This window comes from Mesorhizobium sp. 2RAF21 (genome assembly GCF_052115345.1).
In the GTDB taxonomy this organism is placed as follows: Bacteria; Pseudomonadota; Alphaproteobacteria; order Rhizobiales; family Rhizobiaceae; genus Mesorhizobium; species Mesorhizobium terrae.
On the sequence record NZ_JBFRGM010000013.1, the window covers coordinates 76,399 to 90,770 of the forward strand.

A 14,372-nucleotide genomic window follows, 5' to 3' on the forward strand; every position below is an offset into this window, starting at 1 on the left:
GCTCCCTTTCTACCAGCGCCGTTCGAAGCGACGCCGGAGCACGATCGCGGTGATGTTCATGGCCATCAAGAAGACCAGAAGGATGATGATGGCGCCCGACATGCGTTCCACGAAGGCGCGCTCGGCCTCATTGGCCCACATATAGATCTGCACCGGCAGCGCCGTCGCCGGATCGAATGGCGTCGTCGGATAATCGGCCACGAAAGCCACCATGCCGATCAGCAGCAGCGGAGCCGTCTCACCCAGCGCGCGTGCCAGGCCGATGATGGTACCGGTGAGGATGCCCGGCGCAGCCAAAGGCAGGACGTGCTGGAAAACCATCTGCATCTTCGAGGCGCCAAGACCGAGAGCAGCCGAGCGGATTGAGGGCGGCACGGCAGCGAGAGCAGCGCGCGTGGCGATGATGATGGTAGGCAACGTCATTAGCGTCAGCACCAGGCCACCGACGAAGGCGGCAGAACGCGGCATGCCGAGGAAATTGACGAAGACAGCGAGGCCTAGAAGGCCGAAAACGATCGACGGCACCGCGGCCAGATTATTGATGTTCACCTCGATCAGATCGGTGAAACGGCCCTTCTTGGCGAATTCTTCGAGGTAGATCGAAGCGGCGACGCCAATGGGCAGCGCAAGCAGCAACACGATCACCATCATGTAGAACGAACCGATGATCGCGACACCGAGACCCGACGTTTCCGGACGGCTGGAGGCGCCGAAGGTAAACAGACCGGTGTTGAAATGCTCGGCCATTGCGCCTTCGGCCTTGAGCTTGTTCATCCATTCGACCTGCTGGTCGGAAACCTTGCGGCGATCTTCCGGAACGCTCAAATCGATCTGGCCTTTGAAAGCCGAGTCGAGGTTGGCGGCGGCAAGGATCTCGACGTTGCGCGTCGTGCCGATCACCGCCGGATCGGAAACGGCGACGTTTCGCAGCTGAACGCGAGCGCCTTCCGACAGAAAGCCTTTCAGCTTCGCCGCCATCGGCTTGTTCTTCGGATCAATGCCGAGCTTCTCCATCAGGGCGCGTTGCGCCAAGACCGGATAATTGGCCGTGACCAGCACGTCTGGATCCGATGCCCGTTTGTTGTCGGGGTCGATGACCTTCTCGTCGAAGGTAATCGGCAGGGTGATCGTCGTTTGCCAGAACGAGGTGTAGCCCTTGCCCACGATCGAAACCAGCATGACCGCCAGGAAGGCCAGGCCGACGAGGATCGCCAACACACCGTAGAGGCGGAAGCGGCGCTCAGCGGCATAACGTTTCTTGAGGCCGATGTCGCGACGTGCCTGGGGAACCGAGGCGGCGACCGTATCCAAGGTGACGTCGGTCATTCGTACTGCTCCCGGTATTTGCGGACGATGTAAAGGGCGACGATGTTCATCACCAGCGTCAGCGCGAACAGCGTGATGCCGAGCGCGAAGGCAACCAGCGTCTGCGGTGAATTGAATTCGAGGTCACCGGTCAACTGGTTGACGATCTTGACCGTGATGGTGGTCATCGCCTCGAACGGATTGAGCGTCAGATTGGCGGCCACACCGGCGGCAAGCACGACGATCATGGTTTCGCCGATGGCGCGCGAGGCGGTGAGCAGGATTGCGCCGACGATGCCCGGCAGCGCCGCCGGCAGGATGACCCGCTTGATCGTTTCCGAGCGCGTCGCGCCAAGACCCAGCGAGCCGTCGCGCATGGCACGCGGCACCGCCGTGATGATGTCGTCGGAGAGCGAAGACACAACCGGGATCAGCATGACACCCATGACGAGGCCGGCGGTCAGGATCGATTGCGCCTGGATAAAGGACGTACCGCCGGCGAGAGCGGCGCTCAAATCACGCAGGAATGGTCCGAGCGTGACGAGCGCGAAGATGCCGTAGACGATGGTCGGGATGCCGGCCAGCAACTCGAGCGACGGCTTGACCGCGGCGCGCACACGCGGCGAAGCGTATTCGGCCATGTAGACAGCCGACATAAGACCGATCGGCACCGCCACCAGCAACGCGACGAAAGCAATATAGAGCGTACCAGCCAACAGCGGGATCAGGCCAAATTGCCCCTCGGAGCCAACAGCACCGGCGGCGGCGAAGCGTGGATCCCACACCGTGCCAAAGAAGAAATTCGAAAGCGGAACCCGATGGAAGAAATTCAGCGTCTGGAACAGCATCGACAGCACGATGCCGATCGTGGTCAGGATGGCGATGGTGGACGCGCCGAGCAGACCCCAAAGCATCAGCCGCTCGACATTGTTGCGGGCTCGAGCCCGCGGCATGACCTGCGAGATCCCATAGGCGGCACCCGCGAGCGACAGCGCAACGGTGGCAACGGCGCCAACCAGTCCCAGCGTATCCTGGACCTTGTTGGCCGCGGCCGCGATCGAGATCATGTAGTCTTGCGTATCGGTGGCCAGGGCAACGCCCTTAGCGGCAAGCGAAGGTCGCAGTTCGGCGAAAGTCGCCGGCAGCGATGCGACCTGTTGCGGGTCCAGCTTGCGCAAGCCGTTGGCGAGGCTCTTGGTCAGGCTGACGGCCAGGGGTTCGCTGGCAACACCGGTCTGCGCCGGCATCTGCGCATGCAGATGGCTATTGAGATAGACGGACGAGCCTATAACCCAAAGCGCCAGAAACAGGGCGGCCGGCAACGTTGCGAGCAGGAATGCCCACCAGCCATGATAGTGGGCTCGCGAATGCGGCTTGACCTTGCCGTCATCCTGGGCTGCCGCTCTCTGCCTTGCGATGATGAAGGCGCCAATTCCGATCGCGACGACGATTGCCAAGACGAGCATGGATGACATGGAGCGGCCTCTGAAAGGTCACGGAAACAGCCGGACCGGGTCCGACTGCAATGACCGGGGCGCGAACTTAAGTCCACGCCCCGGCAGCAGGAAAATTACATCGTCTTTCCAGCGTCGAAGGCTTCGCGCTGGCCCTTGCGCTCGGCTTCCGGAGCCGAAACCAGACCATACTCTGCCAGCGGGCTGTCCGGGCCGATCATCTGGTCGGTCAGGAAGAAGTCGACATATTCCTTGAGGCCGGGAACGACGCCGAGATGCGCCTTCTTCACGTAGAAGAACAGCGGACGCGACACCGGATATTCACCCTTGGCGATGGTCTCGGTCGACGGCGTGATGCCGGAAACGGTGGCCACCTTCAGCTTGTCGGCGTTGTTCTCGTAGAAGGCCAGGCCGAATACGCCGACGCCGGTCTTGTTGGAGTCGATGCGGGCGAGCGTCTCGGTGTAGTCGCCGTCGATGTCGATAGCCTTGCCGTCCTTGCGGATGGCGATGCAGGTCTTGCCGATTTCCTTTTCATCGGTCACGCCAGCAGCCTTCAGAGCTGCCTTGTCGCAACCGGCGTCGAGCAGCTTGGTCTCGAAGACTTCGCGCGTGCCGTGCTTTTCACCCGGAATGTAGGCAGCAATATCCCACGCCGGCAGCTTCGCGTTGACCTGGTTCCACTTGGTGTTCGGATTGTCGACCAGCTTGCCGTCGACGACGATCTTGGCGGCCAAGGCCTTGTAGATGTCGGCCGGAACCAGCGCCCAATCCGGACCCTTGGCGTCGGTTGCGAAGACGATGCCGTCATAGCCGATCTTCACTTCCTGGATTTCCTTCACGCCGGCGTCCTGGCACGACTTGATTTCGTCCTTCTTGATCGGACGCGAGGCATTGGCGATGTCGATGGTGTTCTCGCCGACGCCCTTGCAGAATTCCTTGATGCCGGCGCCCGAACCGCCGGACTCGACCACAGGGGTCTTGAACTTGTTGAAGGTTTCGCCGAACTGCTCGGCAACGATCTTGGCATACGGCAGAACGGTCGACGAACCGGCGACCTGAACCTGGTCGCGCGCGGCGGCGAAGCCAGCCGAAGCGGCGAGCGCGAAGGCAGCGGCCGACGCGGTGAGAAGAGCTTTTTTCATTGGGCCTGCTCCTGTTAGGAAGGTGGTCTCTAGACGCCTTTCCTGCGGCGCCGAGTGAGGCCATAGCGCCCGTTTATTACAGTCGCATGACAGTTTCATGTCACCCTAGTAACGACTGGCAACCGACCACCAAAGCACACACGAACCGTCCCCAGCGGAAAGCAGGGTTCCGCCCGCGAAATCAGCGATTTGCTTGAATTTACCGGCAGCGACAGCCGGCAAATGAAATTTCATTGGAAACACCGGCGTCAAAGCGCCGGCTTCTTATCCGGCACTGCGGCGAGCCTCATATGCGCCACCGATCCACCGATCGAGCTTCTCCAGCAGCGCCTTGGGGCTGATCGGCTTCGGCAGATAGTCATCCATACCCGCTTCCAGGCACCGCTCCCTGTCGCCTTTCAGCGCATGCGCAGTGACACCGACGATAGGCACGTGCGTGCCGTTCCCGGCCTCGCGTTTGCGAATTTCGCCCGTTGCCTCCAGCCCGTTCATCTCCGGCATCGAGACATCCATCAGGATCATCCGCGGTCTCAACTCGCTGGCGGCTTCCAGAGCCTTGCGGCCGTTGCCGACGATCTCGAAGCTGTATCCCGTGTCAGCCAGGATCTGGGTAAAGACCAGTTGGTTCACCTCGTTGTCCTCGGCAACGAGGATGTCGAGGCCGCCTTCACTCTTGGTCGCCAAGGGACGAACAGGCGCGATCTGTGGCGCCGGTTCGAGGGCCACGGCAAGCGGCATGGTTGTCCGGGTTGTGAAGCGACCGGTCGCATCGACCTCACTGGGAGGCAGGGCAGCGCTGCGATGGCGCTGAATGGTCGAAACCAGCGCCTCCAGGAGGATCGAAGACCGGGCCGGCTTAATGAGATGAGCCGCGATGGCGAGGTCGCGATAGCTGGCATTGCCGAGTGTCTGGTCGACCGAGGTCAACATGATGATCGGTGTACTGGCGAGACCTTCGGTGTTGCGGATGACACGCGCCACTTCGGCCCCCGTCATGCCCGGCATCTGATAGTCAAGCACCACGCAGTCGACGGGAACGCCATAGGCCGCGGCAGCGGCCAGAACCTTCATCCCTTCCATGCCACTCGCCGCCGCGCAGGCGTCAAACGACCAGGAAGCCATCTGCTCGCTCAGGATGGATCGGTTTACCGCATTGTCGTCGACGATCAGAATCCGGGCGCCCGTCACGTCGATGGGCATCACGCGCTGCCCCTCTGTCTGCTGGGCAACGGGCAACGTCACGGTGAACCAGAAGGTCGAGCCCTTGCCCTCGGCGCTATCCACGCCGATCTCGCCGCCCATCAGCTCGACAAGACGTGAGGTGATCGCGAGCCCTAGTCCCGTTCCCTCGTGACGTCGCGTCGACGACGTGTCGACCTGGCTGAACTTCTCGAAAATCTGGGACAGTTTTTCCGGCGGAATACCGATGCCTGTGTCGGTAACCGAGATGGTCAGCTTGGTGCCGGCGGGCATCCTGTTGCCGGCGACATCCACCAGCACATGGCCTTCGTCGGTGAACTTGACCGCATTGCCGAGCAGATTCGTGACGATCTGCCGGATACGGCCGACGTCGCCGACGAACATGCCATCGAGACCGGGCTGAACGCGCACGATCAGCTCAAGGTCCTTTTCCTTTGCCCGCGTCGAAACGAGGGTTGCGACGTCTTCGATCGCCTCGGCCAAATTGAACGGAGCAGGGTCGAGCACCAACTGCCCGGCGTCGATTTTCGAGAAGTCGAGAATATCGTTGATGATGGTCAGCAACGCATTGCCCGACTTCACGATGATGTCGGTGAAGGTCTTTTGCTTGGCATCCAGATCGGACTTGGCCAGAAGCTCCGCCATGCCGAGCACGCCGTTCATCGGCGTTCGGATTTCGTGGCTCATATTGGCCAGGAATTCCGATTTGGCGCGGTCGGCCAGCACGGCCCGCTGGCGGGCCTCCTTGAGTTCAGCCTCGCGTTCCTTCAATTCGGTTATGTCGGTGGTCGAGCCGATCAGATAGAGCGAGCCGTCGGAGGCGATCATCGCGCCCTTGCGCGCGAACTGGTGCCTGGTTACGCCATCCGCCGCCGTGATCGCTTCCTCGACCTCATGGGTTTCTCCGGTGCGCAGCACCGCCAGATCGCCATCGACGAACGCCTGACCCTCCTCCCCGAAAATCTCGATATCGGTCCGGCCAATCGCATCCTTGCGCGCAACGCCGGTCAACTCGCACCATCCCTTGTTAACGTAGAACAGTTTGAGATCCGAGCGCTTGGCGTAGATGGAGACCGGCACGTTGTCGATGAGAGACCTGAACACCTCGTTTTCGCTCATCGATTCCTGGAGCGCGCGTTCCCGATCCTTCAGTTCGGTGATGTCGACGCGCACCCCGATGAAGGTGCCGTCATCGGTACGCATGTCGAAAGCCTGATACCAGAGGCCATCGGGGTTCTGCCGTTCGAAGCTCGAGCTGCGCAGGCGGCAGCGTGCCATCATGGCATCCAACCAGCGATTGCGATCAACGTCATAGAGCTCGTCGATCTCGGGATCGCCGCTAAGGCGGAAACAGCCATTGGCGTGGCCGAGTTCCAGGGAATCGCGGAAGCTGCGCCCGGTCTGCCAGGCCGGTTGCAGGACCGGGATCGAATCCAGCAGCTTCTTGTTGGCGAAAACGAAACGGTCGTCGCGATCATAGATCAGCACGCCGGTCGGCAACGATTCCAGGACACTGGCGAGATACCGCCGCGCTTCCTCGGCTTCAGCCTCCCGCTTCTTGACCTCCGAAACATCGACGTAGGAAATCAGCCGCTTGCCGCCGGAGAGTTTCGTGACCGAATAGATCATGGTGTGACCGTCGGCTCTGCGGAACTCGCGTGGCGCCACATCACCCGCCTGGATTTCGGCAACGCGCGAGGCTACATAATCCTCCCAATGCTCGTCGGCGATTTCATAGACGCCATTGTAGCGGTTGACATCCATGAGGGCGCGGAACGGACAACCGACGGAAATCTGGTCCGTCGTCACATTCCAGATGTCGTAGAAGGCTCTGTTGATGATCTCGGCATTCATCTGGGCATCGAGGATGATGACGCCCATCGTCATGGAATCGATGGTGCGCTGCAGGTCAGATTCCAGCTCCTGGCCACGCTCGCCGGCAGCCTGCGCCTCGGTACGGCTCGCTTCGAATTCCGTGACGTCCGTGCAGATCGAGATGGTACCGCCCTCGGCCCCTCGCATTTCCCGATGGATGACAATCCGTCCATCGGTAAACCGTAGCGCCGATGTCGACGAAACCGCGTCGCAGCGTCGGTTCAAGACGATGTCACGCCATGCTGCGTGGCTCATCGCCTCCGTATCCCACAGTCCCCGTTCGAGCCCCGTCTCGATCAGCTCATCAAAGCTCAAGCCCTTGCGGATGATGTCGGCAAGGCCGTGGTACATTGCCGGCAAAGCATCATTATAGAGGACCAGTCGGTCCTCCTCGTCGTAATAGCAGACGGCATCGCTCATCGCGTTGAGCGCCGCCATCATGTGATCCATGTGCGCTCCGCGCTCGCCAGCCTCGTCGGTGGCGAGACCTTTGATTTCGTCCACCGCCTCGACGAGGGCCGTGACGTTGCGGGCAACCCCACGATAGCCGCTGAAGCGGCCTTCGGCGTCGAAACGTGGAAAGCCCGACGTCGACACCCAACGGAAGCCGGGGCGGCTGTCTTTCGGCTGATAAACGAAGTCGCTGAACGGACGACGTGCCTCCAGATTTTCCAGATGCGCCGAGGCGCCACGGCTTCCTTTCTGGACCTGGTTGAGAAAATCGAAGCGGAAATGGCCGAGCACCGAGGCAGGGTCAGCGCCGGTCACCGTCCGGTAGCTTTCGGAGAGCCAGGAAAAGCGCAGCTCGGCATCGGTTTCCCAAAGCCAGCCGGAGCCAGCCTCGACAAGGTCTTGCAATGCCTGCCGGGATAGCGCGTCCGTTGCGCCATGTTCTTTTACCGCCGGCGGCTCGTCTGCCCCGACCGCTCCACCTACAATATCCATCCCCGTCAGCCCCCAAAACCAGCCCCCGGCCCCTCCCGAGACCGGCGGCCAAATCTGACAGGGAAGGCTTAACGGGCAATTAACCTTAACAAATCGGAACCGCGCCCTGCACCAAGCGCCCGTGACGATTGCCGGGTTGCGATAGGCTTCTCACGCGAGTAAGCAGGCGCGAAGATGCTTTTGATGCGACGGACACTCCTTGGGATCACGCTTTGCCTGCCGGTGGCGGCAGGGGGATGCGCACGTACGGATGACGGAACCGTGGTGATTCCGCCTTCGATGGACATGAGGCGTGCCTGGCAACGCAACGATCCTGCCGTACAAACCCCGCCCGTGGAAAGCGGCACTCAGGTCTTCCCGACCGGTCCGGAGGCGCAGCCGCTTCCATCGACGAAACCGGCAATATCGCGCAAGAAACCGCGTCGGCATGCACGTACGACCTTATCTCAGCCCGCCTCGCAGCCCGGTGGCCAATCGTCTTCGCCGATTGCTTGTGGACAGGCAAGGCAGGCCGATGGGCGCGTGCATGTCTCCTGCCAATAGGCAGGCTCTCCGCCACTCAAATCTGCCTTCCCTGTCTTGCGATGAGACGCTGCACGTTGCGGTTGGTTTACCAAACCAAGCGTTTGATGACGTTTGGCACTTCATATCTGCCTAAATTAACGCCGCTTTAGTCTGTCGGCGACCCATGTGCTATTCGATAGGCGGCGCCTGCCGCTGCCGTTTGGATAACTGCCATGCCCGCATCGCCCGCCCCCCAATCGCCCAGCCGCGACACCAGCCCATTGGCGGTGCAGGTCGTGCGACAATATCTGCCCAACCGCGGCGGATTGGAGGAGGTCGTTGCCAATCTTTCGACACAGCTTCGCAAACACGGCTACCGCGTGCGTGTCGTCACGCTCGACCGGCGTTTCACGGCGCTCGACGAGACCTTGCCGGCCATCGAGACCATCGACGGTATCGAGGTCGTGCGCATTCCTTTTTCAGGCAGCACACGCTACCCCCTCGCACCACAGGTCTTTCGCCACATCGGCGATGCCGACATCGTGCATGTTCACGCCATCGACTTTTTCTTCGATGCTTTGGCCTGGACACGTCTCTTCCACGGCAAGCCGATGGTCGCCACGACCCATGGCGGCTTCTTTCACACTGAAAAACATGCCGGACTGAAGACGATCTGGTTCAACACCGCTACGCGTCTGTCCGCCCTAGCCTATCGCCGCCTGATCGGCTGCAGCGCCCAGGATACACGCACATTCCAGGCAATCGCCGGAAATCGCGTCATCCAGATCGACAACGGCGTCGATACCCGGAAATTCGCTGACTCCGGCTCGCGGCAAGCCGTTCGCAACATCGTCACGCTCGGCCGTTTCTCGATCAACAAACGGCTGGACAATCTGCTCGATGCCACGCGCAAGCTCGTCGATCATTCCAAGGATTGGCATCTCGACATCGTCGGTGTGCCTGGAGATTTGAGCGAAGCGGAACTGCGGCGAATGATCGCCGAACGCAGCCTCGATAGTCACGTCGATGTCCATATCGGGCTGCCGAACCAGGAGATCCGCAATGTGCTCGGCCGCTGCTCGCTGTTCGCTTCGGCTTCAGACTATGAGGGTTTTGGTCTTGTCGCTGTGGAGGCACTAAGCGCAGGTTTGATGCCCGTGTTGAATGCCAATACGGCTTACAAAGACCTCGCTTCCAGGCACGGCGAAATCAGAATTTGCGACTTTGCCGACAGCGACGCGACCGCGGCAGCGATCGAGGCTGCCTTCGATGTCATCCTTGCCGACACTCAGCGCTATCGCTTGTCCGCCATGCAAGCTGCGTCCGCCTACTCCTGGGATCAGGTCGCCGAACATTATGTCGACGTCTACCGCGAGGTGCTGGGTCGCCACGCGCCCGTGACACGCGCCGTACCGGCGCCCGAACCACGTTAGGTTACAAATGGCCAAGCAACTCCGGCTAACAAAGCGGATCCTGACGATGTTCCTCGCCACGGCAGCCCTTTTGCCCCAGACCGCATCAGCCGGGTGCCTGAGCGGTGTCAACCTGGCCGGTGCCGAGTTCGGCAACGTGCCCGGTGTTTACGGCAAGGACTATGCTTATCCGAGCGCCACGACGATCGGCTATTTCGCCAAAAAAGGTTTCAACGCCGTGCGCCTGCCGTTTCTGTGGGAGCGGCTCCAGCCCGACCTCAACAAGGCTTTCGACGAGACCGAACGGAGCCGGCTGGCCGATACCGTGGCGCAGCTCAAGGGGGCGGGAATGATCGTCATCCTCGATCCGCACAATTATGGACGATACCGGGATGTGGAAATCGGTTCCGACGCTGTCCCGGATACCGCTTTCGCCGATTTGTGGAAGCGCCTGGCAACCGAATATCGCAACGATCCGGCAATCCAGTTCGGATTGATGAACGAACCGCACGACATCGATGTCACGCAATGGCTGACGTCCGCGAACGCAGCGATCGCCGCCATTCGCCAGGCCGGCGCGAACAATCTCGTGCTGGTGCCCGGCACCAACTGGACTGGCGCGCACAGCTGGCAGAACGAAGATCCCAAACAAGCGAACGGCACCGTCATGCTGGGCGTCGTCGACCCCGCCAACAACTACGCCTTCGAGGTTCACCAATATCTCGACAGCAATTTCTCCGGCACGCACAAAACCTGCGATCGGGCAGACGATGCTTTGACGGCACTGAAGGACTTCTCTACCTGGCTGCGCAAGAACGACAAGCGCGGTTTTCTTGGTGAATTCGGGGGCGCCGCCAATCGGACCTGCATGACCGGCATCACGGCGATGACAGCCTTCGTCGATGCCAATTCCGATGTCTGGACGGGCTGGACCTATTGGGCCGGTGGCGATTGGTGGCCGGAGAGCGAGGCGCTGAATATTCAGCCGACCCCAAAAGGGGACCGGCCGCAACTAAAGGCGCTGGAGGCCGCCGGCCGTCTGCCGCCTCGAAAGGGCGCCTGCCCGGCGTTTCAAAAGAAAGGCTGACGCCTTCGGAGACCCTATCGGGCAGCGGCCAACATAGCGTGCCGCGAAGCAAGAGGCTCCGGACGGAGAGGTTTGCCGGATAGGCTGAGGCTACGATAAGAGTTGGAAGTGCCCAGCAGGAACCAGAGCAGAGCGGCGGTCTTGATCGAATAGAACGAGTCGCTGATCAGCATCAGAAGCAGCAGATAGACCATCACCATGCAGTGGAAACGCCAGGCGCGCGCCTCGGCGGCGGGCGCATAGGCGAGCACTGTCCACAGCACCACAAAACCAAAGATGCCAAAAGCGGTAAGCGAATAGGCAAGGCCGGAGTCCGCCGTGAACTGCGTGGTCTGCTCGGTGCCGAGCACGACGGCGGCCGAAAGCTGGGTCAGGATGTGGGCCGTCACCATGAACCGGCCGGTGAGGTCGTTCGCACCGCCACCGGTACCCGTGGTGATGCCATAGGCGGCCAGCACAGCAAGAAGCAGAAACGGCAGCACGCTCCAGGCCAGGCGCGGTATGAAATTGTAGAGGGGGTAGAGCAGTGTAATCAGCACGCAGGTGTAGAGGCCAAACCGGGCATCAGCGAGCGTAATGACAGTCAAGGCCATGAACATCGCAAACCAGCGCCCTTTGAACGCGCGGCCGCGATAGAGTGCCCAGGAGTAGACGATCACGGCGAAATTGCCCATCGACACCGGCTCGAGAAACACCGACGACACGCGATGCTGGCCAAGGAACGGCAGGATGGTGCGCGGTTCGGGGCGAGTGCCGGAAATAAACAAACCTTGCGTCGCACCGAACAGCTGATCAGTCGTTACGGTGCCACGCGCCAGATAATACCCGATCACATTGAAGTAAGAGATGTAGGTGTCGACCGCCAGATATTCGAACAGGCCAGCACCGATCACGATCAGCGCGCTGACCAGGACAAGCCGGTCGCCCAGTTTGGGGTCATGCAGGCGCATGCCCGCGAAATAGAAGGCGATCGGAATAAGGATGTCCCGCACCGGCTTCAGGTTGAGCTGACCGCCGCGCAGTGCAAAAATGAACATCATGTAGCTGACGAAGACACCGAGCAGCAGATACAGCGGCGCGCGGCGGGTCAAAGCCACGATGAAGACGGTGCCGACAATCATCATCTCCGACAACATCACATAGCTGTCGGTGATGTGCATGACCTTGGTGTTCACGAAGCAGAGGAAGAAATTGAACACGAGGGCGGCGATCACGGTGACGATCGCCAAAAGGCGCAACAATGCCGGCGCCGTTTCGCTCGGCAAGGCCGGTTGCGCCAGCGTCATGGCAGACGATGCAGTCCTGCCGCCAGTTGCCGCTAACGCCGCCACGCTGTAGCTCCGCCTCTCACGCGGCTTTCTTTCCGACAACAATGTTACCGATCAGTTTCTCGCGCCACGGCTCGATCTCGCTGACCAGCACCGCCAAATCATTCTTGTGGGTGGAACCGATTTCAGACTGGACGATGATGCCATCGGCATATTTCAGCAGCACCGGCAACAATTCCTGCGCTTCCGTGCCGCAAGCGTCGACGATGAAGAAGGGCGAGGTTTTGGCGGTCGATCGTTCCAGCTCGGACGCCAGTGAAAGCAGCGCTCCCGACCGCTTGGAACTGTTACCGACGCGCTCGTAGACCAGGACGTCCTTCAACGGATGCTGTTCGGCGACTTCACCGACACCACGGGCGTCGCGTTGCCGCAATCCCGTCTCCGGCCGCAACATGCCGTTGAACAGATAGACGTCCTCGCCGAGGCCATGCAGCTGATGGGCGATGCCTGTGGCGGCACGCTCGCTGATCTGCGTCGGATCGGCGGCCACCACCGCGACAACCGTCGGCAACCCGTCTTCGCGGCGAAGTCCAAGCAGACGATTGACCCTGGCTAGGCCAAGTTCAGGCACCAATTTGCCCTTGATCCGAAGCGGCGGATCGCCGGCGCGTCTCAATCGGAAGGCCTGGGCAAGACGTTGGCGCCAACCGGGCTTGCCGCTTTCCACCATGCGGTCAACGGTGGCCAGCATCGGTGCACCGGTCGCAACCATCAGCTCGCGCTCGGAGCGTACGGCACCACTGATCGCATCGCGAAGCACGGCCAGCACGCTGCCTGCGGCCAGGCCGAACAGAACTGCGGCTATGAGCACGATGCTCTTCGGAGCCTGCACCGGTGTCGATGAGGGAATGGCTGCGGAAATGACACGGGAATTGCCTTTGCCGATGTCTTGCTGGCGCCCGAGTTCTTCCGAGCGGGTGAGGAAAGACTGATAGACCGCGTTGATCGAAGCAGCCTCGCTCTCGAGTTGCGCCAGCTTAATACGTGCCTTGCCTTCCTCGCTGTTTGCGCCGGCCTGAGCGTCAAAACGCGTCTGCAGCGAATCCAGATTGGCTTTCGCGCGCTCGGCGTTGGATGCGGCCGTCTTGCGGATGCGTTGCAACTCGTTCTCGATCGTGGTGCGCATGGTCGCGACCTGCGAGCGTACCGCACGCATTTGCGGATGTTCGGAACCCAGGCTGGTGGCCAACTCCGCCTGCCGGTCGAGCAATTGCGCGTAGCGGCTGCGCAGGTCGGTCAGTGTCGCCGACTGCAGGGCCTCTGCGATAGCCCCGGTTTCGACATTGGAGATGTTGAGCTGATTGGCTTGATCAGCGATTGCCTTTTGCTGCTCGGCAACCTGGCGAGCCGCCAGAAGCTGCTGGTTCAGCCCCGCCAGTTGCTGGTCAGTGACCAATCCCTGCTGACCCGTGCTGATCAGCCCGTTCTCGGTCCGGAACTTCTCCGCCACCGCAAGGGCGTCGAGCAGCCGCCGGCGCAAGGCCTCGGTCTGCGCCTGAAGAGCGGTGCTGGTGCGCTGACCGGCATCAGTTTGCGATTGGTCGGAACTGTTTAGGTAGGCTTCCACGACGGCGTTGGCGATCTTGGCCGCCATTTCGCTGTCGCGATGCTTCATCGACACTGTCAGCACCAGTGACTCGCCAGCTTGTTCCACGGTCAGGTTTTTGATCAGCGCATCGACAACCGCGTCGGTACGATCGCCAGTCGTCGCCGGCGGCGCCCCGCCGAACAGGCGCTGCCGAAGCCCGCCGCCCGTCGCTGCAAGATAGGGATCGTCCGTTAGATTGAGGGTCTTGACCACTTCGCGCAGCACGTCGCGCGATTGCAGCACGTAGATCTGACTGCCAACCGACTGCTGCGCGCTGACCTGACCGTTGGCGGAACCGCCAGTGCCAACCACTGAGCCACGATTGAGATCGAGCAGGATTTCGGCCGTCGAACGAAAATAGGGTTTTTGCGTTGCGAGAAAGGCCATAGCCAGGAGTAGGCAGGCCAGCACGGTCAGCACGACATAGTGTGCCCGTCGCTTCAGAATCCCAGGCAGTTGAAAAATGTCTATGTCCATGGAGCGCCCGAGATGAAAGCCGTCACGCCTAGCCCCTGGCTGGCGGCACGAC

General features: G+C 61.2%; 8 protein-coding genes. 2 read left to right on the forward strand and 6 right to left on the reverse strand.

Features of this window, described 5'->3' with window-relative positions; translation table 11 throughout:
• Positions 1 to 9: 9 nt before the first annotated feature.
• The 4 genes from pstA to AB4136_RS21645 form a co-directional block, all read right to left on the reverse strand.
• Positions 10 to 1,326, reverse strand: coding sequence for a phosphate ABC transporter permease PstA (gene pstA / locus AB4136_RS21630; protein ID WP_024922711.1), 1,317 nt, complete (start codon positions 1,324 to 1,326; stop codon positions 10 to 12).
• Positions 1,323 to 2,780: a phosphate ABC transporter permease subunit PstC gene (gene pstC / locus AB4136_RS21635; protein WP_024922712.1), complete on the reverse strand. Its 1,458-nt coding sequence runs from the start codon at positions 2,778 to 2,780 to the stop codon at positions 1,323 to 1,325. Before pstC ends, pstA begins: the two co-directional genes overlap by 4 nt.
• Positions 2,781 to 2,875: 95 nt before the next feature.
• Positions 2,876 to 3,904, reverse strand: a complete 1,029-nt coding sequence (locus tag AB4136_RS21640; RefSeq protein ID WP_024922713.1) for a substrate-binding domain-containing protein — start codon at positions 3,902 to 3,904, stop codon at positions 2,876 to 2,878.
• A gap of 264 nt (positions 3,905 to 4,168) precedes the next feature.
• Complete coding sequence (locus tag AB4136_RS21645) at positions 4,169 to 7,924, reverse strand: response regulator (RefSeq protein ID WP_036254586.1); 3,756 nt, start codon at positions 7,922 to 7,924, stop codon at positions 4,169 to 4,171.
• Between the two features lie 728 nt (positions 7,925 to 8,652).
• Here AB4136_RS21645 and AB4136_RS21650 point away from each other — a divergent pair.
• Positions 8,653 to 9,861 carry a glycosyltransferase family 4 protein gene (locus tag AB4136_RS21650; protein ID WP_024922715.1) on the forward strand — a complete coding sequence of 403 codons (1,209 nt, stop codon included), beginning with the start codon at positions 8,653 to 8,655 and terminating at the stop codon, positions 9,859 to 9,861.
• A 7-nt stretch (positions 9,862 to 9,868) separates the two neighbouring features.
• Positions 9,869 to 10,927, forward strand: a complete 1,059-nt coding sequence (locus AB4136_RS21655) for a glycoside hydrolase family 5 protein (RefSeq protein ID WP_024922716.1) — start codon at positions 9,869 to 9,871, stop codon at positions 10,925 to 10,927.
• 14 nt (positions 10,928 to 10,941) lie between these two features.
• On the opposite strand, the gene AB4136_RS21660 is transcribed toward AB4136_RS21655, so the two are convergent.
• Together AB4136_RS21660 and AB4136_RS21665 are read right to left on the reverse strand one after the other, a co-directional pair.
• Positions 10,942 to 12,213 (reverse strand): hypothetical protein, encoded by a 1,272-nt coding sequence (locus AB4136_RS21660; RefSeq protein ID WP_024922717.1) that lies wholly within the window; start codon positions 12,211 to 12,213, stop codon positions 10,942 to 10,944.
• A gap of 61 nt (positions 12,214 to 12,274) precedes the next feature.
• A complete protein-coding gene (locus tag AB4136_RS21665; protein ID WP_036257102.1) occupies positions 12,275 to 14,320 on the reverse strand; it encodes a GumC family protein in 2,046 nt (681 codons plus the stop codon).
• Positions 14,321 to 14,372 lie beyond the last annotated feature (52 nt).